Source organism: Paraburkholderia tropica, assembly GCF_014171495.1.
GTDB lineage: Bacteria > Pseudomonadota > Gammaproteobacteria > Burkholderiales > Burkholderiaceae > Paraburkholderia > Paraburkholderia tropica.
The window spans coordinates 686,820-707,286 of record NZ_CP049135.1 but is presented as its reverse complement, the minus strand read 5'-3'; the positions used below and the strand labels follow the sequence as shown (position 1 = coordinate 707,286).

Sequence of the window (20,467 nt, the reverse complement as noted above, 5' to 3'; positions counted from 1 at the left end):
GAGAAAGGGATCTCGTGGTCAGGAAGGTGTCATGAAGCATTCTTTCGATCGTCTGCGTCTGGACGCGGTGTGCCGCAGCTTCACGAGCGCGGAGGGCGCGCAACTGGCGGCGCTGCGCGGTCTCGATCTGGAGATTCGCCGCGGCGAATTCATCGCGCTGCTCGGGCCGTCGGGCTGCGGCAAATCGACGGCGCTCAACTGCATTGCGGGCCTGCAGCCGCTCACGAGCGGCAGCATCTGGCTCGACGAACAACGCATCGACGTGCTGCCGCCGGAAAAGCGCGGCTTCGGCATGGTGTTCCAGAATTACGCGCTGTTCCCGCATATGTCGGTGCTCGACAACGTGGGCTTCGGCCTCAAGATGCAGGGCATCGCGCGCGACGAGGTCAAACGACGCGCGCGCGAAGCGCTGCAACTCGTGCAACTGGTCGGGCACGAAAGCAAGCTGCCGGGTCAGCTCTCGGGCGGCCAGCAGCAGCGCGTCGCGATCGCGCGCGCGATCGTGATCGAGCCGCCGCTCGTGCTGATGGACGAGCCGCTGTCGAATCTCGACACGCGTCTGCGTATCGAAATGCGCGCCGAAATCCGCCGCATTCACGGCCAGCTCGAACGCGCGACGATTTACGTCACGCACGATCAGGACGAGGCGCTCTCGATGGCCGACCGCATCGTCGTGATGAAAGAGGGCGTCGTGCAGCAGGTCGCCACGCCGAAGCAGATCTATAGCCGTCCCGCGAATCTGCACGTCGCGCGTTTCATGGGCTATCGCAATGTGCTGCCGTTCGCCGTGAGCGGCGAGCGTGGCGAGCATATCGCGCTGTCGTCGTCGGGCATCACGCTGACGGGCGTGCCGATGGACGAACTGAAGGGCGGCGAGATTTCGGTGGCAATGCGCCCCGAAGATTTCGAGCGCGCCAGCGCGGGCGATGCCAACGCGTTCGATGTCGAAGTCGAAATGGTCGAATACGGCGGCCGCGATTCGCTGCTGCTCGCGAACGCGCCGTTCGGCAAGCTGTGGGCGCGCGTGGAAGGCGAATTCGAAGCGGGCGAGCGCGCCACGCTGCGCGTCGCGCCGTCGCGCGTGCTCGCTTATGCGGAGCGTGCATCATGAGCGCGCTGGCCCCGTCGCTCACCAAAGCGCCGCGCGACGCGCGCGGCTGGCTCGTCGCGCCCGCGCTCGGTTTCATCATCGCGCTGTTTCTCTATCCGTTCGCCTACGGTCTCGTGCTGTCGTTCAAGCCGATGAACGGCGGCGGCGTGTTCGCGAACTATCTGCAGTTCATTCACGATCTGTCGCTGTGGCCGACGGTGTTCGTCACGCTCAAGCTCGCGGTGCCCGCGACTGTCATCAACGTCGGGCTGTCGCTGCCGGTGGCGTTCGCGCTGCGCCGCAAGTCGCCGTATCAGAAGCTCGTGACGACGCTGCTGGTGATTCCCGTCACGCTGGGCACCGTGCTGATCGCCGACGGCATGTTGAGCTACTTCGGGCCGAACGGCTGGTTCCCGCAGGCGCTGCACGCGCTGCATCTGTACACGAACGAAGAGATCCGCCTCACGCACAACTACTGGGGCGTGCTGATCTCGCTGATCGTCTCGGGCTTTCCGTTCGCGTTCCTGCTCACGCTCTCGTACGTCACGGGCATCGACCCGACGCTCGCGCGCGCGGCGGCCACGCTCGGCGCGGGTCCGTGGCAGCAGTTCCGGCAGATCTATCTGCCGCTGCTCGCGCCCGGTCTCACGATGGCCGCGTGCCTGTCGTTCGTGCAGGCGTACTCGGTGTTTCCGTCGGCCGTGCTGCTCGGCGCGCCCGCCGGTCCCACGCGGGTGATTTCCATCGCGGCGTCGGAAGCGGCGTTCGAGAGCTACGATTACTCGCTCGCCTCGACCATCGCCATCGTGATGGGCTTCGTGCAGCTCGTGGTGGTTGCGGCGATGCTCAGCGCGAAACGCTTCTTCTACTCGGGTCCGGTGAGCGGAGGGAAAGGCTGATGAGCGCACATCAACGTAACGCCGCCGGTCTGCCCGCGGGCGCGCCGATGCGCGACGAACGTCCCGCGCCCGCCGCCAACGCGCCGCAGACGAAGCCCGGCGCGAACGTGCCCGAGATCGTCTGGAAAGTGCTCGTGTGGGGCGGCGTGGTGTTCTTCCTGCTCAACGTGCTGCTGCTGATCGCGACGGTGGGCGTGAACTCCATCGCCACGCGCTGGTTCGGCACGCCGCTGCCGCAAGGCTTCACGCTGCACTGGTATGCGCAGGCGTGGCGCGACTTCCAGCTGGGCAGCGTGCTGTGGGTCACGTTCGAAGTGGTGGGCGCGGTGGTCGTGCTGTCGATCGCGCTCGGCGTGCCGGCCGCGTATGCGCTCGCGCGCGCGCAGTTTCCGGGCAAGCGCATCGCCATGCTCGTGTTCCTGCTGCCGCTGATGGTGCCGCCCGTGACCTACGGCATTCCGATGGCCACCGCGATGTATCAATTCGGTCTCGCGGGCACGCTGCCCGGCGTGATCCTCGCGAACCTCGTGCCCGCGCTGCCTTTCGTGATTCTCGTGATGACGCCGTTCATCGAGCAGATCGATCCGAATCTGGAATCGGCGGCGCGCATTTTCGGCGCGAACACGCTGCGTTATTTCCGTTATGTATTGCTGCCGCTCCTCGTGCCGGGGATGCTGGCGGCGGGGCTGCTCGTGCTGGTGCGCACGATCGGCATGTTCGAACTGACTTTTTTTACCGCCGGACCCGACACGCAAACGCTCGTCGTCGCGCTGTATTACGCAGTGTTCTCGACGGGCGTGCGCGCGCCGCAGTCCATCGACGCCATGGCGATGATCTACATGGCCATCACGCTCGCCTGGGTGCTGGTCGCGCTGCAGTTCGTCAGCCCGACACAACTCGTGTCGCGCGTGAAGGAATCGCGTTAGCGCGATGTCGGCCCGCGCCGGCGGCTTTATTGACACATCCGCGGAAACACTGGAGCAAGGCAAGATGAGCAACAAGCGAAAGACCCCCGAAGAACTGCGCAGCCACCGCTGGTATGGCGTGAACGACCTGCGGTCGTTCGGCCATCGTTCGCGCTCGGCGCAGATGGGCTACAGCCGCGAGGAGTATGCGGGCAAACCGGTGATCGCCATCCTCAATACGTGGAGCGAAATCAACCCTTGCCATACGCACTTCAAGCAGCGCGTGGAAGAGGTCAAGCGCGGCATCTGGCAGGCCGGCGGTTTCCCGATCGAGCTGCCGGTGCAGACGCTCTCCGAGCCGTTCCAGAAGCCCACCACGATGCTCTATCGCAACTTCCTCGCGATGGAAACCGAGGAAACCCTGCGCTCGTATCCCGCCGACGGCGTGGTGCTGATGGGCGGCTGCGACAAGACCACGCCCGCGCTCCTGCTCGGCGCGATCTCGATGGATCTGCCGACGATCTTCCTGCCCGCGGGCCCGATGCTCAACGGCAACTGGAACGGCGTGACGCTCGGTTCGGGTTCGGACACCTGGAAGTACTGGGCCGACCTGCGCGCGGGCAAGATCACCGAAGCGGACTGGCAGGGCGTGGAGGGCGGCATCGCGCGCTCGCCGGGCCACTGCATGACGATGGGCACCGCCTCGACGATGACGAGCGCGGCGGAAGCGCTCGGCTTCACGCTGCCGGGCTTCGCCTCGATTCCGGCGCCGGATTCGCGTCACGCGCAGATGTCGGCGAAGACGGGCATGCGTATCGTCGAGATGGTGTGGGAAGACCTGAAGCCGTCGGACATCATCACGCGCAAGTCGGTCGACAACGCGGTGACCACGTGTCTCGCGCTGTCGGGTTCGACCAATGCGATCGTGCACATGATCGCCGTCGCGCGCCGCGCGGGCGTCGACCTGACGCTCGGCCACTACGACGACATCGCGCGCCGCACGCCGGTGCTCGCGAACGTGCGCCCGACCGGCAAGTACCTGATGGAAGACTTCTATTACGCGGGCGGTCTGCGCGCGATGCTCAAGGAGCTCGGCGATCTGATCGACGGCACGCAGATGACCGTGAACGGCAAGACGCTCGGCGAGAACATCGCCGACGCCGAGATCTATAGCGACGAAGTGATCTATCGCCGCGCGAAGCCGCTGATGCCGGACACGGGCCTCGCCGTGCTGCGCGGCAATCTCGCGCCGGACGGCGCGGTGATCAAGCCGGGCGCGGCTGAAAAGCGTCTGCACGTGCATACGGGCAAGGCCGTCGTGTTCAAGGACTACAACGACATGGCCGCGCGCATCGACAGCGAAGACCTCGACTGCGACGAGAACAGCGTGATCGTGCTGCAGCACGCCGGTCCGGTGGGCGCGCCGGGCATGCCGGAGTGGGGCCAGTTGCCGATTCCGCAAAAGATTCTGCAGAAGGGCGTGCGCGACATGCTGCGCATCTCCGACGCGCGCATGAGCGGCACGAGCTATGGCGCGTGCGTGCTGCACGTCGCGCCGGAGTCGTTCATCGGCGGTCCGCTCGCGCTGGTCAAGGACGGCGACCTGATCGAAATGAACGTGCCGGAACGCCGCCTGAACGTGCTGATTTCCGACGAGGAAATGGCGCGCCGCAAGGCCGAGTGGGTCGCGCCGGAACCGCGCTTCACGCGCGGCTATGGTGCGATGTATCAGATGCACGTCATGCAGGCCAACAACGGCTGCGAATTCGACTTCATGCAGCGTGACGGCGCCGGCGGTTCGTGCGGCGGCGGCGTCAAGAACCGCGGCGAACCCGAGATTCACTAAGCGGCACGGATTCGGCGCGGTTTATCGCGGCGCGCGCGGCGGGGCTTGGCCGCCTCGCGCGCCGCGATGCTGAAGGAGCACAGGCAAGACGATTCACACGTAGTTAAAAAAGCAATACATCACAACGATTAGATCAGGAGTACAGATGAAGAAGACCATTCTCGCTTCCACGCTTGGACTCGCCGCACTGGGCGCGCACGCCCAGAGCAGCGTCACGCTCTACGGTATCGTCGATACCGGCATCGGTTATCAAAGCAGCGCCACGTCGCTCGGCAAGACTTCGGGCGGCCATTCGCTCGTCAAGATGGCGCAAGGCATCTGGGCGGGTTCGCGTTTCGGCTTCAAGGGCAGCGAAGATCTGGGCGGCGGCACGCGCGCGATCTTCCAGCTCGAAGAAGGCTACAACTCGGCCACCGGCGCTGAATCGACCTCGGGCCTGATGTTCAGCCGCGCGGCCTTCGTCGGTCTCGCGAACCAGCAATACGGTACGCTGACCGCAGGTCGCCAGTACGCGCCGTACTACACGCTGCTCTCGGCCTACAGCCCGACCAACTGGCTCACGGGCGCGTACGGCGCACACCCGGGCGACCTCGACTCGATGGATACGATCTACCGCATCAACAATGCGCTGGTCTACACGTCGCCGAACTTCTCGGGCTTCACGTTCAGCGGCATGTACGCCTTCGGCGGCGTGGCGGGCAGCACGAACGCCGGCTCGTCGTGGAGCGTCGCGGCGAACTATATTCACGGTCCGGTCGGCATTGCCGTGGGCTTCGAGCGTCTGAACAATGCGACGAGCGGCGGCGGCACGTGGAGCTCCAGCTCGACTGCGTACAGCGGCGGCGAGCCGGGCGTCTCGGGCATCACCAACGGCTTCCAGACCGCGCAGGCGCAGCAGCGTCTCGCCGTGACGGGCGGCTATGCCTTCAATTCGCAATGGGATATTTCGGCATCCTATTCGAATGTGCAGTACATCGCGGGCGCGGGTTCGAAGTTCTTCGACACGCAGATCTGGAACACGGGCGGCGTGGTGCTGCACTACAAGCCGTTCACGGTGCTCGATCTGGCGGCGGGCTACAGCTACACGCGCGCGACCAAGGCGAACGGCATCACCAGCGCGGCGTCGTACCAGCAGTTCAACCTCTCGCAGTACTACAGCCTGTCGAAGCGCACGGGCCTGTACTTCGTCGAGGCGTATCAGCGCGCGGGCGGCCAGACGCTCGGCACGAACGGCGCGGGCGACATCATCAACGCGACGGCCGATATCGGCGACGGTCAGAACAGCGCGCCGGCTTCGTCGCGCAGCCAGTTCGCGGGCGCGATCGGCATCATCCATCGTTTCTGATTTCACGCTCCGAGGGAGTCTCTTGCGGCGGTGCCTGGCGGCACCGCCGTTTTTTTTCGCGTGTGCAGTTGAGTGTGACGCCGAGCGTGAATACGCGGGAAGCGGGGCAGCGCCTGTGACGTTCGAGCGCCTGCGCTATCATGCAGCCCCCGGCATCGCGAAAGCACCCGCGCCGCCGCTCATTCACGCACCCAACGTCGACGATGCTCGAATCCTTTCTTTCCGGAGGCGTCCTGCTGCCTCACATGCAGGCGCTCGATACGTGGCAACTCGCCGGACTCGCCGTCGCGCTGGTGCTCGGCGGCATGGTGAAGGGCGTGAGCGGCATCGGCGTGCCGCTTGTCGCCATGCCGATCCTCACGCAATTTCTGCCCGTCAAACAGGCCGTGCTGCTGCTGTCGATGCCGATCATTCTCGGCAATATTCCGCAGGCGCTCGAAGGCGGCGAGCTGTGGAAGACGATCAAGCACATCGCCGCGCCGCTGATCGGCACGGTGATCGGCAACGTGGTGGGCGTCTCGGTGCTGATCCGGCTCGACCCGCATCACGCGCAGGCGGCGTCGGGCGTCGCGCTGGCGCTGGCGGCCGGTTTGCTGCTCGCGTCGCCCAAACTCACGCTCTCGCCCGGGCTCGTGCGGCCCGTGGGCTTCGCGCTCGGCTTTGGCGCGGCGCTGATGGAAAGCATCGCCTCGGTGCCCGGGCCGCTGCTCGCGATGTACCTGATCGCCACGGGCGCGACGGGCCGCGCGTTCACCAAGCAGATCGCGATCATCCTCGTGGTTTCGGTGCTCACGCTCATCACGACGTTCAGCGGCGGCGCGCACGCCAACAGTGCGGATCTCGCGATCTCGACGCTGGCGAGCCTGCCCGCGATCGTCGGCATGCTGCTGATCCGGCCGCTGCGCGACAAGCTGCATCCGCTCGCGTTTCGCGTCGTGGTGCTGGTGTGCGTGGTGGCGGCGGCGGTGCAGATGATCGTGAAATCGGGCGTGCTGTGAGTGCGTGACGCGCGCGATGCGCGTGCCTCGCCATGAAAAAAAGCGCCTGTGCAGGCGCTTTTTTGTTTTCCGGCGAACGGCTTGTGGGGATCAGCCGCGCTTGCCGCGCTGTTCGATCGGCGTGAAATCGAAGCTCGCGAAACTGCCGCCCTGATAACGCTGCGCGGTCGCGTCGAGCGGATTCTGCTGCGCGAGAATTTCCGCGGCGTAGTCTTCCGAATTCTGCGTCGGCGTGTAACCGAGGCGCTTCGCGTCGTCGTGTTCGCCTTCCTGCACCCAGTAGCTGCGCGTGTTGTTCGACACGCCCCACACCACGGCGAAGCCGATCGATTCCACGTTGATCACGCGATCGACGAGATGGAACAGATCTTCGTGGCCGAACCACGTGCTCAGATGGCGGAACTCGGTCGGCTTCGGCAGGCAACTGCCGATGCGCACGTTCACGGTCTCGATGCCGTGCTTGTCCCAGTAGAGACGCGCGAGCGATTCGCCCCACGCCTTCGAGAGACCGTAGAAACCGTCCGGACGAAACGCGCAATCGAGGTCGAGTTTGTCGTCGACGGAATACATGCCGATCGCGTGATTCGAGCTCGCGAACAGAATGCGTTTGACGCCGTGGCGGCGCGCGCCTTCGTAGACTTCCACGAGCCCGCGCAGATTGTTCTCGATGATCTCGTGCAGCGGACGCTCGACGCTCGTGCCGGCCATGTGGATCAGCACGTCGACGCCGTCGAGCAGGCGGTCGACCACTGCGGGATCGCGCAGGTCGCCGTGCATGACGTCTTCGCCCGCGACGAGCGGTTCGAGCGGCTTCGTGCCGGCGGCGGATCGCAGGTTCACGCCGCGCTCGAGCAGGCCCTTGCGCAATACGGTGCCGAGCTGGCCGGCGGCGCCGGACAATGCAACTTTCTTCACAGTGGATTACCTCACATAAAAACGCCAAAAGCCGGCGCCCTCGCGGACGCCGGCCGATGATGAGCCGATCAGGCCTTCACGTTGTGCGCGGGCTGGAGCGCGGCGCTGACCGCGTCGTCGCGCTGCTGGTTCGAGATCAGACGCCAGGCCACGCAGGCGCCGATCAGGTCGAACAACATCAGGCAGACGAACAAGGGGTTATAGCCGATCGTGCTGGCCAGTGCGCCGACGATGAGCGAGAACACCGTCGCGCCGAGATAGCCGAACATGCCCGAGAGACCCGTCGCCGTGGCCACTTCATGCTGGCCGAAGACGTCCGAGGCGAGCGTGAACAGGGCGCCCGAAATCGTCTGGTGCGCGAAGGTGCCGACGCAGAAGAGGGCGATCGCGGCATACGGGCTCGCGACGAGACCCACGCAGGCCGGTCCGATCATCAGCACCGCGCCGGTCGTGATGACGAGCTTGCGCGAGGTGATCAGCGAGCAGCCGAACCAGCGGATGAACAGCGGCGCGAGGTAGCCGCCGATCAGGCAGCCGAGGTCGGCGGCGAGGAACGGCATCCACGCGAACAGCGCGATTTCCTTCAGGTTCATGTGGCGCACGGTGACCATGTACAGCGGAATCCACGCGCCGAAGGTCTGCCATGCCGGCTCGGCGAGCATGCGCGGAATGCCGATGCCCCAGAAGCGGCGCGTCTTGAGCACTTCCTTGAACGAGGCGCGTTGCTTGCCCGATGCCTTCTGCGCGGGCGTTTGACCGGCGCGGATGTAGTCGGCTTCTTCCTGCGAGAGCTTCGGGTGCTCGGCGGGTGTCTTGAAGAACACGAGCCACAGGCCGACCCAGATCAGCGCCACGCCGCCGGTCAGGACGAACGCGAATTGCCAGTTGTACTTGAGAATGCACCAGACCACGAGCGGCGGAGCGATCATCGCGCCGATCGACGTGCCGGTGTTGAGCCAGCCGGTGGCGACCGAACGCTCTTTCGCCGGGAACCACTGGCTGATCGCCTTCATGCCCGCCGGGAAGATCGCGGCTTCGCTCATGCCGAGCAGGCCGCGGAAGAACGCGAGCGAGGGCCAGCTGGTGGCGAGGCCGTGCAGCATGTTGGAGATGGCCCAGCCGAACGCGAAGATGGCGAAGCCGATCTTGACGCCGACCGAGTCGAGCACGAAGCCGGCGATCGGCTGCGCGAGTGCATAGCAGGCCTGGAACGCCGTGACCACGTACGAATACTGCTGCGTGGTCATGTGCATCGTCTGCGTGAGCGTGGGCGCCGCCACGGAAAGCGAACTGCGCGCGAGATAGTTGAAGATCGTGCCGATCATGATGAGGCCGATGATCCACCACCGAAGCCCCTTGATAGTCTTGCGTTGCACTGCTCGTCTCCTGCTGTTGTCGGGAGCGGGCGCGGGGGAGGCCGCGCCGGACGATGCGCCCGGATGGAAGTTGTATGCGTGTGCCAGGTGTGTCTTGCGGCTGGCCAGTGTGCCTGGACGCCGCGTTTTTTCAGCCGTGTTGTTCGAATCGCTGTTGGGCCGTGACGCGGTGCCGATCGGTTCGATCTGCCCGGTCATGTAAGACATCATTCTATTTGCGGCAAAGTTGTAAAGCAAATCCTCAGTGAATGGGGATTTCCCTAATGCCGGGGCGACTCGCGGCGGGGCCGGAACGCAATGTCACTCGATCGACGATCGCGCATGCACGCCGGATATTTCGCGCAAATCGGCGTGGGACGGATTCGGCGGGTTGTCGGATGACTGCGGGGAAAGCACGCCGCGACGGGCTGGTTGACAATTTTCGTGTTGTATTACAACAATGCGGACATTGCGCCGGATCTGCGGTCCTCGCGCATCACACATCACAAAATCGGACGAGACACGATGAATTCACCCGCCATCCCCGTCAGCGAACGCGCGCTCGAACAACTGCGCCACGTCTCCAACGCGACGCTCACCACCCAGCTTTTCAAGCGCGGCCTGCGCAACGTGTTCCTGCAAGGCGTGCATCCGCTTGCCGCGCCGGCGGCGGGCGCGCCGAATCTCGTCGGTCCGGCCTTCACGATGCGCAACATCCCGGCGCGCGAGGATCTCGATCAGTTGAGCGCGTTCCAGAATCCCGAGCATCCGCAGCGCAAGGGCGTGGAAACCGTGCCCGCGGGCGCCGTGCTCGTGCAGGATTGCCGCGGCGTGACCGACGCGGCGTCGATGGGCTCGATCCTCGCCACGCGCATGAAGGTGCGCGGCGTGGCGGGGATGGTCTCGGATGGTCCGGTGCGCGACAGCGCGACCATCGCGGCGCTCGGCATTCCGGTGTTCTGCGCGGGCGCGTCGGCGCCGCTGAATCTGTGCAAGCACCACACGGTCGATCTGAACGTGCCGATCGGCTGCGGCGGCGTGGCCGTCTATCCGGGCGACATCATCGTCGGCGACGCCGACGGCGTGGTCGTGATTCCGCGCCATCTTGCCGAGGAAGTCGCGCAGGCGGCCTTCGAGCAGGAAGAACTCGAATGCTTCATCACCGAGCGCATCGAGGCGGGCGCGGCGCTGCCCGGCACCTATCCGCCGAACGAGGCGACACTGGCCGCCTTCGCGCAATGGAAGCAGGCGCGCGCCGAAGCGGCGTCGTAACGCGCCGGAAGTTTTCTCGTTTTCCGATACGAAACCCCGCCCGCACAAGCGCACAAGCGCGACTATCAGCGAAACACGCCATGCCGAAGTTTCAGGATCAGGACGTCATTGAAATCGGGCGCGGCGGTTCGCTGCTGCGCGTCGCGCCGCAAGCGGGCGGACGGCTGTTGTCGTGGCATCGACATGGCGAGTCGATCATCCATTGGCCCGATAGCGCCGACTGGAGCCAGCCCGCGCTGGTGCGCGGCGGCAATCCGCTGCTGTTTCCGTTCATCGCGCGGCATCGCGTGGATGGCGTGATCGGGCGCTGGCGCGACGCGCAGGGCGTGGTGCGCGAGGTGCCTTTGCACGGCTTCGCGCGCGATCTGCCGTTCGAGGCGCAAGTCGATGCCGCCGGCGACGCCGTGCGCATGACGCTTACCGACAGCGACGCGACGCGCGCGGGCTATCCGTTCAGCTTTCGCTTCGAGGCCGCGTACCGGCTGATCGACGAAAACACGCTCGAAGTCGAGCTGACGACCACGAATACGGCGCGTAAAGGCGCTGTGCCGTTGCCTTCGCCGTTGCCCTATTACGCGGGCCATCATTTCTACTTCGCGCTGCCGCACGCGCAGCGCGGCGCGGCCAGTTTGACGCTGCCGCGCAACGTCTACCGCCATCAGCTCGCCGATGGCACGACGACCGCGCCCACGCCTGGCGCGACGCGCTATCGCTTCGACGATCCGCAAATCGTCGACCGCTTTCATTGCCTCGACGGTGAGCCCGGGCGCACGGTGCGCATCGAGATGCCGACATTGAAGCGCGCGATCGACATCGACCTGCGCCGTCCGGGCTCGACGCCGTGGTACGCCGTGACTTCATGGACGCTGGCGGCCGATTCGGATTTCTACTGCATCGAGCCCTGGCTCGGCTTGCCCGACGCGATCCACAGCGGCCTCGGGCTGCGCTGGCTCGCACCGGGACAGCGCGAAACCGCGACCTTGCGGATAGTTGTCAGCGATTTGGCGTGAGCGCGAGAAATCGCCGCAGCGCGCGCCATACGGGGCGTAGAAAGCCGAAGATTCGCCGAAGCGCCGCGTCAATGACTTACAATCCACGACATACCTGACAACCTACGCGTAGCACTGACCATGGCTGAGCAGAAAGCGCCGAATATGCCGGCGCGGATTTACAGCGACATCCTGAACCGGATCATCGAAGGCGAATACAAGGAAGGGGAGCGGCTGCCGACCGAGCACATGCTCGCGGAACGCTTCGCGACCTCGCGTCCGACCGTGCGCGAAGCGCTCGCGCAGCTGCGCGCGGACGGCATCATCGCCACGCGTCACGGTTCGGGCACCACGGTCATGCGCCGTCCCGATCCGGACGTGCGCCGCTTCGCGCCGCTCGAAACGTTGTCGGACATCCGTCGCTGCTACGAATATCGCGTGGTGGTGGAGTCGGGTGCGGCCTCGCTCGCCGCGCAGAAGGCCGACGACGCCGACATCGCCGCGATCCGCCACGAGTGGGACAACCTGCAAACGATCATCGAGACCTCGGGCATCGGCGCGAAGGACGACTTCGCCTTCCACATGGCCGTGGCCCGCGCGTCGAAGAACCAGTTTTTCATCACCGCGCTCTCGGGCATCCAGGAGCAGATGGTGTTCAGCATGAACCTGTCGCGCAATCTGTCGCTCGTGAAGTCGATTGAGCGTCAGCGCATCGTGCAGCAGGAGCACCTCGAAGTGCTCGAAGCCATTCAGGCGCGCAACGCCGAGCGCGCCGCGCAGGCCATGCGCGATCACCTCGAACAGGCCGTCAGCCGGATGTTCGGCTCCTGAGCCCGCGCCCCGCGCGCGAATCTATCTCGCGCGGCAAAGAAAAAGCGGGTTTCGTTTGCACGAAACCCGCTTTTTTTACCCCTGTCGCCCTCGCCGATATCCGGCCTGACGGCCGGCGAGGGCGCCTGAATCGCCAGACGCTTACGCTGCCTGCTTGGCGGCGCGCGTGGCCTGAGCGGCGGCCTTCGAGGCGGCCTTGGTCACGGCGTCGAAATTCGTTTCCGCCATTTCAGCGGCTTGCTTCGCGGCCTTGTTCACCGAGTCGTAAGCGCCTTGCGCAGCCGTGATGGCCGACTTGAAGGCGGCGACGGCGGTTTCCGAACCGGCCGGGGCATTCTTCGCAGCGTTGTCGACGAAGGTCTGCACGGCGTGTTGCTGCTGCTCGATCTGGCTTTGCGCGGCCTGGGTGAATTCCGACTGCGCGGCCGAGACGATGGCGTACACGTTGCGGCCATAAGCCAGCGCCTTTTCGGCGGCCGGCTGGGCGAAGCCTGCCTGCAGCGCGAAGAAGCCTTGCGGGTCCTTCGACGACAGCGAGCGCTGCGCGTGTTCCTGGCCTTCGGCGATTGCCGCGCGGGCCGTTTCGATGTTCAGTTCAGCGAGCTTGACCGCGCCTTCGAACGCCTTGGTCGTGAGACCGAAAAGCGCTTCGAGACCCGCTTTCTGGGTGGCGGCGAATTGTTCGGGAGTGGGCAGAGACATGTCGTCGTTCCTGATGGTGGGGACCGCTACGCGTCGGTTCCGTTTGCGAATAAAAGAGGTCTTTCAATCGAATCGATCACCGGTTCGCGCATTGATGCGATGCAGCAATCGAGGTTCATAATATCTCAAAAGAAGCCTGTGTCAAGCACTTTATTGTGCGTCGCAACATTTCAGTAAACGCTTGATTCGCTTTGGGAATTTTTGACAGGGTGCAAGCGTGGTGGAAGGCGAAAATTGCCGATGCGCAGCGCATGATTCCGATACGAAAACCGCGTCGTCGGCACGATATTCCGATCGGAAACACGTGGCCGCCGCAGCAATGGCGAACCGGCGTCAAGGTGCGGCACGCGTTAAGCGCAGCGCTTTGCGCATGCGTGCACAATGTTCCCTCTCTCGCGCGGCAGCCCGCGCGCAGACCCGTCCCCCAATCCAGCCGCGACGCTCCCATCGACGAGGAGCGCGGATGCGATCCGCGCAGCGCGGCCTGGCGATTTCACAGGAGATGTGACATGGCTGAATCGAGCGGCAAGCCTCTTGGCAAATCCACGACGAGCGCGGGCGCACCGGCCGTCAGCGACCGTAACTCGCTGACGGTGGGACCGGACGGTCCGATCCTGCTGCACGACGTGCATTTCCTCGAGCAGATGGCGCACTTCAATCGCGAGAAGGTGCCCGAGCGTCAACCGCATGCGAAGGGCTCCGGTGCGTTCGGCGAGTTCAAGACCACCGAGGACGTCTCGCAATATACGAAGGCGGCGCTGTTCCAGAAGGGCGCGGCCACCGAAATGCTGGCGCGCTTCTCGACCGTCGCGGGCGAAATGGGCAGCCCGGACACCTGGCGCGACGTGCGCGGTTTCTCGCTGAAGTTCTACACGACCGAAGGCAATTACGATCTGGTCGGCAACAACACGCCGGTGTTTTTCGTGCGCGATCCGATGAAGTTCCCGCACTTCATCCGCAGCCAGAAGCGTCTGCCCGATTCGGGTCTGCGCGACAGCGAAATGCAGTGGGACTTCTGGACCAACAATCCGGAATCGGCGCATCAGGTCACGTATCTGATGGGCGAGCGCGGCTTGCCCAAGACGTGGCGCAACATGAATGGCTACGGTTCGCACACGTATATGTGGGTGAACGCGAAGGGCGAGAAGTTCTGGGTCAAGTATCACTTCCACACCCAGCAAGGCATGGCCAATTTCACGAATGCCGAAGCCGAGGCGACGGCGGGCCGCGACGCCGACTTCCATCGCCGCGATCTGTTCGAGGCCATCAAGCGCGGTGAATTCCCGTCGTGGACGCTGTTCGTGCAGGTCATGCCGTACGCGGAGGCGAAGCACTATCGCTTCAATCCGTTCGATCTGACCAAGACCTGGTCGCACAAGGACTATCCGCTGATCAAGGTCGGCACGATGACGCTGAACCGCAATCCGGAAAACTTCTTCGCGCAGATCGAGCAGGCCGCGTTCTCGCCGGGCAACACCGTGCCGGGCATCGGCCTGTCGCCGGACAAGATGCTGCTGGGCCGCGCGTTCGCCTATAACGATGCGCATCGCGCGCGCATCGGCACGAACTTCAACCAGTTGCCGGTGAACCGTCCGAAGGTGCCGGTGCAGACCTATCAGTTCGACGGTCACATGGCTTACGAGCACACCGGCAACGCGCCGGTCTACGTGCCGAACAGCTTCGGCCGTCCGTGGGCGGACGAAACCGGTCCCGCCGAAGACGGCTGGGAAACCGACGGCGACATGGTGCGCAGCGCCTACACGCTGCACGCGGAAGACGACGACTTCGGCCAGCCCGGCGATCTCGTGCGCAAGGTGTTCAACGACAAGCAGCGCGAACTGCTGGTCGAGCAGGTGGTGGCGAGCCTGAACGGCGTGGGCAGCCCGGTGCGCGAGAACGTCTTCACGTACTGGAAGAATATCGACGCCGACGTGGGCCGTCGCATCGAGGAAAAGGCCGGCGCCGCGCAGAAGGTGGCCGAGCCCGCGAAGTAAGCCCGCGCGTCTTCGAACACGCTTCATCTGCTTTATCCCGAACCGGATCGGTCCCTGCGGGCCGCTCCGGTTTTTTCATTTTCATTACCGTTGCATGACGGCTGCCGGACGCCAAACTGACACGCGCGCCATCGGGCGGCTTCTGCAGTGTCAGGGACGACGGGCCATAATGGGCGCATTGCCGGGCGGCGGCATCGCGCGCAATCGTATGAGTGCTCGCTATGAACGCTCGTTTGAACGCCTGAGAACCCGGCCGCCTGCCGCGCGTGGCGGGAATAATTTCGACGCGCGGCGCGTTAACCCAACTGACCCGTTACGGCACGTTCACGTGAAAACTTCTCTCTCCGCCGATTCCCGTCTCGACAGTGCAGGCGCTTCGTCCAAATACACGCGCGTCGCGGTGCTGCTGCACTGGTCGATCGCGTTGCTGATCCTCGGCAACGTCGCGCTCGGCCTGAGCGCCGCGCTGCTGCCCGACGGCACGCTCTCCGACAACGCGATCCGCTTCGTGATCGACACGCACAAGTCCATCGGCATCACGGTGCTCGGTCTCGCGATCCTGCGCGTGCTGTGGCGCCTCACGCATCGTCCGCCGCCGCTGCCCGCCGAATTTCCCACCTGGGAAAAAGTCGCGGCCCATGCCGCGCACATCGCGCTGTACGTGCTGATCTTCGCGATGCCGCTCTCGGGCTGGCTGCACGATTCCGCGTGGGTGGCCGCCGCCTCGCATCCCATGTATCTGTTCGGCCTGTTCGAGTGGCCGCGCATCGGCTTCATCATGAATCTCGATCCGGCGACCAAGAACCAGTTGCACGAGCAGTTCGGCGCCTTGCATACGGCGTGCAGCTATGCGCTTTACGGCGTGCTCGCGCTGCATATCGCGGGCGCGCTCAAGCATCAATGGATCGATCGTCATTCGGTGCTGCGCCGGATGATGCCGTGAAGGCCGCCACGCAACGACGGATCGCGCTGACGACATGCCTCGACGCAACGAACACAAAAGGAATGCCTTGAACGACTCGCTCGACCAGGCGCTTGCGCGCACTTCCCCGCGCCTGACGCCGCCGCCCACACCGCTGATCAGCGTCGTGATTCACTTGAGCGTCATGGTGCTCTGGTGCGTGCTGTTCGCGCGCGCGTTCTTCCTGCAGGGCGTGGTGGCGTGGTCGACCGGCATCGCCTATGTGATTTACGACACCGTGCTGCTGCTGTTCGTGGCGTGGCAGGCGCGCGTGCTGTTGCGTCCCGCGCCGGCCAGCGACGAATCGGCGGCGCCGCCGCACGCGCTGCCCACGCTCGGCGTGATTGTCGCCGCGCACAACGAGGCCGCCGTGTTGCCGATCACGCTCGACGCGCTGTTCGCGCAGACGCGCGCGCCGCAGCAGATCGTGATCGCCGACGACGGTTCGAGCGACGGCACGGCCGCGCTGCTCGCGCAACGCTACGGGCTCGCCGATCCGGGCGAAGGGCGCCTGAGCGCGCCGTCCGCGCGCTATCCGACGCTGCGCTGGCTGAAGCTCGCGCACGGCGGCAAAGCGCGCGCGCTCAACGCGGCGCTCAGCGCGATGGACACCGAGACCGTGATGACCGTCGACGCCGATACGCTGCTCGAACCCGACGCCTGTGCCTCCATGGCCACGGCATTCGGCCGCGAGCCGCAACTGGTCGCGGCGGCGGGGCTGCTCACGCCGGTCTGCGGCAACTCGGCGAGCGGGCGCTTCTTCCAGTGGTTCCAGACCTACGAGTACATCCGCAATTTCATTTCGCGCTTTGCGTGGATGCGCGCCGACAGCCTGCTGCTCGTTTCGGGCGCTTTCGCGGCGTTCCGGCGCGAGGCGGTGATGACGGTGGGCGGCTTCGATCCGCATTGTCTCGTCGAGGACTACGAACTGATCCATCGCCTGCGCCGCCATTCGGCGCGCGAAGGTCTGGGCTGGGACGTGCGCGTGATCGGCACGGCGCGCGCCACCACCGACGCGCCCGGTACGCTCGCGAGCTTCCTGCGCCAGCGTCGCCGCTGGTTCGCGGGCTTTCTGCAAACGCAGTACTGGTATCGCGACATGACCGGCAATCGCCGTTACGGCAAGCTCGGTCTCATGATGCTGCCGGTCAAGGCGTTCGATACGGTGCAGCCCATCTACGGGCTCACGGCGTTCGCGTTGCTGCTCGGTTTTCTTTTCGACGGGCGCTTCACGATCGTGCTGCCCGTGCTCGCGGTGATCGTCGGCAAGATTGCGATCGATCTCGCGTTCCATCTGTTCTCGGTGCACCTGTACCGGCGCTGGAGCGGCGACCGCACGCATTCCAGCTTCGGCATGGCGTTGCTGGCGGCGATTTTCGAGCCGTTCTCGTTTCAGCTCATGCGTCACACGGGTGCCACACTCGGCTGGTTCCATTTCCTGCTTGGGCGGCGTAAATGGGGCGTGCAGCAGCGCACCGGGCTCAGCGCCCACGGGCAGCGCGAAAGCGCGGCCTCTTCTCGCTGAGCGCTGAGTACTGAGCAGGTTTCCGGCCTCGATCTTCCGATGGCCGGCTCCGGCGTCATCAAGACGTTTTTCGTCTTGATGACGCTGCGCTTTCCTCTGATCTAACGTCGCCTGCCCGGTCCGCACCGCCTCTGCACCACGATGAGGCGCGCGGACGGTTGGCGTTGCCAGCCGCTCGCGCATTGCGCGGCGGCTTTCGTTTACGCGCGCCGATTTGCACCATGAAGGCGCGCGAAACGGGGCGCGCGGATGGCATGTCCCTTGCTTTTCCAGAGTACGCAGCGCGCCACGCATGACGCCACGACGATCATGCGTGCGAGACGCGCCGCTGCATCCACGCGCGAGAACGAGCCGATGCAAGTCCATGACGAAATGCGCGATGAGGGCGCCGTGCGCCCGCACTACGAGCGGTTCCAGCACTGGCTGGAGCGGCAGACTGGCGAAACGATGGCGCGCAAGCGCGCCGAGGCGGACCTGCTGTTCAGGCGTGTGGGGATCACGTTCGCGGTCAACGGCGACCTGTCCGGAACCGAACGTCTGATTCCGTTCGACCTGATTCCCCGCATCATTCCCGCCGACGAATGGGCGCTGCTCGAACGCGGTTTGCGTCAGCGCGTGCAGGCGCTCAATCTGTTTCTGCACGACGTCTATCACGATCGCGACATCGTGCGCGCCGGGCGCATTCCGGCCGAGCAGGTCTATACCAACGCGCAGTATCGGCCCGAAATGCAGGGCATCGATCTGCCGCTCGGCGTCTACGCGCATATCGCGGGTATCGACATCGTGCGCGACGGCCGCGACGGCGCGTTCTACGTGCTCGAAGACAATCTGCGCGTGCCGTCCGGCGTCTCGTACATGCTCGAAAACCGCAAGATGATGATGCGGCTTTTCCCCGAACTCTTCGTGCAGCACAAGGTGGCGCCGGTCGCGCATTATCCCGATCTGCTGCTCGAAACGCTGCGCGCCTGCGCGCCCGCGGGCGTGGACGATCCCACCGTCGTGCTGCTCACGCCGGGCATGTACAACTCGGCGTATTTCGAGCACACGTTTCTTGCGCAGCAGATGGGCGTCGAACTGGTCGAAGGCAGCGATCTGTTCGTCGAAGACAACTACGTGTTCATGCGCACGACGCAAGGCCCGCGCCGCGTCGACGTGATCTATCGCCGCGTGGACGACGACTTTCTCGATCCGCTCGCATTTCGCGCCGATTCGGCGCTCGGCGTGGCGGGGCTGCTCACGGCATATCGCGCGGGCCGCGTGGTGCTCGCGAACGCGATGGGCACCGGCGTGGCCGACGACAAGTCGATCTATCCGTATGTGCCGGACATGATCGAGTTCTATCTCGGCGAAAAACCGATTCTCAACAATGTGCCGACGTGGCAATGCCGCCGCCCCGAAGATCTCGCCTACACGCTCGACCGGCTGCCCGAACTGGTGGTGAAGGAAGTGCACGGCGCGGGCGGTTACGGCATGCTCGTCGGCCCCGCTTCGACGCGCGCGGAAATCGAGGCGTTTCGCGCGCGGCTGATCGCGCGGCCCGGCAATTACATCGCGCAGCCCACGCTGTCGCTGTCGGCGTGCCCGACTTTCGTGGAAGCGGGCATCGCGCCGCGCCACATCGACCTGCGTCCGTTCGTGCTGTCCGGCAAGACCGTGCAGATGGCGGCGGGCGGCCTCACGCGCGTGGCGCTCAAGGAAGGCTCGCTGGTCGTGAATTCGTCGCAAGGCGGCGGCACGAAGGATACGTGGGTGCTGGAATAAATCCGCGAATGAACCGCGAATAACCCGCGAATAAAGCTCGAATCAACCCGCTCGACAGAATCGCTGCAACTGGAACCGAAGAGGAACGACCATGCTGAGCCGTACCGCCGATCATCTGTTCTGGATGGCCCGTTATATGGAGCGGGCCGAGAACACCGCGCGCATGCTGGACATCAATCTCAAGGCGCTGCTGCTGCCGGGCAATGCCGACGACGAGGCGCGCACGCATCGCGCGATGCTGCGCATCTCCGAGCTCGACGCGGCCTTCGACGCGCGTCACGAGAAGGTCACGCGCGCGAACGTGCTCGAATTTCTGGTCGCGGACCCGACCAACCCGTCGAGTATCTATTCGTGTCTGCAGGCCGCGCGTGAAAACGCGCGCGCCGTGCGCGGCACGCTCACGACGGAGTGGTGGGAAACAGTCAACGACACCTGGCTGCAGTTTCACGAGCTGCTGCGAACCGACGAATTGAGCACGCATCCGGAAACGCTGTTCGAATGGGTGAAATTCCGCTCGCATTTGTCGCGCGGCGTGCGTGTGGGGACAGCGTTGCAGGACGACGCGCTGTTCTTCACGCAGCTCGGCACCTTTCTCGAACGCGCCGACAACACCGCGCGCATTCTCGACGTGCGTTTCGTGGAAGTCGATAACGCCGATTCGCGTTCCGCCGCGCGTCAGCTCGAAGACTTCTATTACTGGACGTCGATTCTGAGTTCGGTGTCGGCGCTCGAAATCTATCGCAAGGTCTATCGCGACGTGGTCACGCCGGCGCGCGTGGTCGAACTGTTGATCCTCAATCAGCAGATGCCGCGTTCGCTGCTCGCGTCGATGGACGGCGTGTGCGCGAATCTCGCGATGCTGCGCACGGACACGTCGAAAGAGGTCGAGCGCACGGCGGGCAAGCTGCGCGCCGAACTGCTCTATGCGGATCTGCGGCAGATTTTTTCGGTGGGCGTGCATACGTTTCTCACGCAGTTCCTCGCGCGCGTCTACGAACTCGGCAACCAGGTGGCGCGTACCTATCTGATGCTGCCGGTGGGTTAGACGGGCGCGCGTGGATCGATATCTTTTTCGTCTT

The 20,467-nt window shown here is 64.9% G+C and carries 17 protein-coding genes; 14 read left to right on the top strand and 3 right to left on the bottom strand.

Going from position 1 to position 20,467, the window contains the following annotated elements:
* Positions 1-31 precede the first annotated feature (31 nt).
* The 6 genes from G5S35_RS18010 to G5S35_RS17985 all read left to right on the top strand — a co-directional run bounded on the left by G5S35_RS18010 (position 32) and on the right by G5S35_RS17985 (position 7,083).
* On the top strand, positions 32-1,111 hold the full coding sequence (locus G5S35_RS18010) for an ABC transporter ATP-binding protein (RefSeq protein ID WP_065064956.1): 1,080 nt from the start codon (positions 32-34) through the stop codon (positions 1,109-1,111).
* Entirely contained in the window at positions 1,108-1,989 is an 882-nt protein-coding gene (locus G5S35_RS18005) for an ABC transporter permease (protein WP_065064957.1), read from the top strand. Before G5S35_RS18010 ends, G5S35_RS18005 begins: the two co-directional genes overlap by 4 nt.
* Positions 1,989-2,915 (top strand): ABC transporter permease, encoded by a 927-nt coding sequence (locus tag G5S35_RS18000; RefSeq protein WP_110328578.1) that lies wholly within the window; start codon positions 1,989-1,991, stop codon positions 2,913-2,915. The genes G5S35_RS18005 and G5S35_RS18000 overlap by 1 nt, the downstream gene beginning before the upstream one ends.
* A gap of 64 nt (positions 2,916-2,979) precedes the next feature.
* On the top strand, positions 2,980-4,740 hold the full coding sequence (gene araD / locus G5S35_RS17995) for an L-arabinonate dehydratase (RefSeq protein ID WP_183039342.1): 1,761 nt from the start codon (positions 2,980-2,982) through the stop codon (positions 4,738-4,740).
* A 145-nt stretch (positions 4,741-4,885) separates the two neighbouring features.
* Positions 4,886-6,085 (top strand): porin, encoded by a 1,200-nt coding sequence (locus G5S35_RS17990; RefSeq protein ID WP_074985872.1) that lies wholly within the window; start codon positions 4,886-4,888, stop codon positions 6,083-6,085.
* 203 nt (positions 6,086-6,288) lie between these two features.
* A complete protein-coding gene (locus G5S35_RS17985; protein WP_183039341.1) occupies positions 6,289-7,083 on the top strand; it encodes a sulfite exporter TauE/SafE family protein in 795 nt (264 codons plus the stop codon).
* A 90-nt stretch (positions 7,084-7,173) separates the two neighbouring features.
* On the opposite strand, the gene G5S35_RS17980 is transcribed toward G5S35_RS17985, so the two are convergent.
* Together G5S35_RS17980 and G5S35_RS17975 are read right to left on the bottom strand one after the other, a co-directional pair.
* A complete protein-coding gene (locus tag G5S35_RS17980; RefSeq protein ID WP_124261226.1) occupies positions 7,174-7,998 on the bottom strand; it encodes an NAD-dependent epimerase/dehydratase family protein in 825 nt (274 codons plus the stop codon).
* Positions 7,999-8,066: 68 nt separating this feature from the next.
* A complete protein-coding gene (locus G5S35_RS17975; RefSeq protein WP_373681683.1) occupies positions 8,067-9,374 on the bottom strand; it encodes an MFS transporter in 1,308 nt (435 codons plus the stop codon).
* A 504-nt stretch (positions 9,375-9,878) separates the two neighbouring features.
* On the opposite strand from G5S35_RS17975, the gene G5S35_RS17970 reads away from it, so the two are divergent.
* The 3 genes from G5S35_RS17970 to G5S35_RS17960 all read left to right on the top strand — a co-directional run bounded on the left by G5S35_RS17970 (position 9,879) and on the right by G5S35_RS17960 (position 12,445).
* Positions 9,879-10,625 (top strand): ribonuclease activity regulator RraA, encoded by a 747-nt coding sequence (locus G5S35_RS17970; RefSeq protein ID WP_074985875.1) that lies wholly within the window; start codon positions 9,879-9,881, stop codon positions 10,623-10,625.
* Positions 10,626-10,705: 80 nt separating this feature from the next.
* Positions 10,706-11,635, top strand: a complete 930-nt coding sequence (locus G5S35_RS17965) for an aldose epimerase family protein (RefSeq protein ID WP_183039340.1) — start codon at positions 10,706-10,708, stop codon at positions 11,633-11,635.
* A 120-nt stretch (positions 11,636-11,755) separates the two neighbouring features.
* On the top strand, positions 11,756-12,445 hold the full coding sequence (locus G5S35_RS17960; protein WP_065064965.1) for a FadR/GntR family transcriptional regulator: 690 nt from the start codon (positions 11,756-11,758) through the stop codon (positions 12,443-12,445).
* A gap of 141 nt (positions 12,446-12,586) precedes the next feature.
* Here the strand turns inward: G5S35_RS17960 and phaP are convergent, their stop codons facing one another.
* On the bottom strand, positions 12,587-13,147 hold the full coding sequence (gene phaP, locus G5S35_RS17955; protein ID WP_065064966.1) for a TIGR01841 family phasin: 561 nt from the start codon (positions 13,145-13,147) through the stop codon (positions 12,587-12,589).
* A 509-nt stretch (positions 13,148-13,656) separates the two neighbouring features.
* Here phaP and G5S35_RS17950 point away from each other — a divergent pair.
* The 5 genes from G5S35_RS17950 to G5S35_RS17930 all read left to right on the top strand — a co-directional run bounded on the left by G5S35_RS17950 (position 13,657) and on the right by G5S35_RS17930 (position 20,433).
* A complete protein-coding gene (locus G5S35_RS17950; RefSeq protein ID WP_065064967.1) occupies positions 13,657-15,141 on the top strand; it encodes a catalase in 1,485 nt (494 codons plus the stop codon).
* A 328-nt stretch (positions 15,142-15,469) separates the two neighbouring features.
* Positions 15,470-16,084, top strand: coding sequence for a cytochrome b (locus G5S35_RS17945; protein ID WP_065064968.1), 615 nt, complete (start codon positions 15,470-15,472; stop codon positions 16,082-16,084).
* Between the two features lie 67 nt (positions 16,085-16,151).
* Complete coding sequence (locus tag G5S35_RS17940) at positions 16,152-17,627, top strand: glycosyltransferase family 2 protein (protein WP_183039339.1); 1,476 nt, start codon at positions 16,152-16,154, stop codon at positions 17,625-17,627.
* 354 nt (positions 17,628-17,981) lie between these two features.
* Entirely contained in the window at positions 17,982-19,388 is a 1,407-nt protein-coding gene (locus G5S35_RS17935; RefSeq protein WP_065064984.1) for a circularly permuted type 2 ATP-grasp protein, read from the top strand.
* A 91-nt stretch (positions 19,389-19,479) separates the two neighbouring features.
* Positions 19,480-20,433, top strand: coding sequence for an alpha-E domain-containing protein (locus G5S35_RS17930; protein ID WP_065064970.1), 954 nt, complete (start codon positions 19,480-19,482; stop codon positions 20,431-20,433).
* The last annotated feature ends 34 nt before the right edge of the window (positions 20,434-20,467 follow it).

Excerpts from the sequence above, each read along its gene's own strand:
- G5S35_RS18010 (WP_065064956.1), top strand. The coding sequence starts at position 32 with ATGAAGCATTCTTTCGATCGTCTGCGTCTGGACGCGGTGTGCCGCAGC.
- G5S35_RS18005 (WP_065064957.1), top strand. The coding sequence starts at position 1,108 with ATGAGCGCGCTGGCCCCGTCGCTCACCAAAGCGCCGCGCGACGCGCGC.
- G5S35_RS18000 (WP_110328578.1), top strand. The coding sequence starts at position 1,989 with ATGAGCGCACATCAACGTAACGCCGCCGGTCTGCCCGCGGGCGCGCCG.
- araD (WP_183039342.1), top strand. The coding sequence starts at position 2,980 with ATGAGCAACAAGCGAAAGACCCCCGAAGAACTGCGCAGCCACCGCTGG.
- G5S35_RS17990 (WP_074985872.1), top strand. The coding sequence starts at position 4,886 with ATGAAGAAGACCATTCTCGCTTCCACGCTTGGACTCGCCGCACTGGGC.
- G5S35_RS17985 (WP_183039341.1), top strand. The coding sequence starts at position 6,289 with ATGCTCGAATCCTTTCTTTCCGGAGGCGTCCTGCTGCCTCACATGCAG.
- G5S35_RS17970 (WP_074985875.1), top strand. The coding sequence starts at position 9,879 with ATGAATTCACCCGCCATCCCCGTCAGCGAACGCGCGCTCGAACAACTG.
- G5S35_RS17965 (WP_183039340.1), top strand. The coding sequence starts at position 10,706 with ATGCCGAAGTTTCAGGATCAGGACGTCATTGAAATCGGGCGCGGCGGT.
- G5S35_RS17960 (WP_065064965.1), top strand. The coding sequence starts at position 11,756 with ATGGCTGAGCAGAAAGCGCCGAATATGCCGGCGCGGATTTACAGCGAC.
- phaP (WP_065064966.1), bottom strand. The coding sequence starts at position 13,147 with ATGTCTCTGCCCACTCCCGAACAATTCGCCGCCACCCAGAAAGCGGGT.
- G5S35_RS17950 (WP_065064967.1), top strand. The coding sequence starts at position 13,657 with ATGGCTGAATCGAGCGGCAAGCCTCTTGGCAAATCCACGACGAGCGCG.
- G5S35_RS17935 (WP_065064984.1), top strand. The coding sequence starts at position 17,982 with ATGCAAGTCCATGACGAAATGCGCGATGAGGGCGCCGTGCGCCCGCAC.
- G5S35_RS17930 (WP_065064970.1), top strand. The coding sequence starts at position 19,480 with ATGCTGAGCCGTACCGCCGATCATCTGTTCTGGATGGCCCGTTATATG.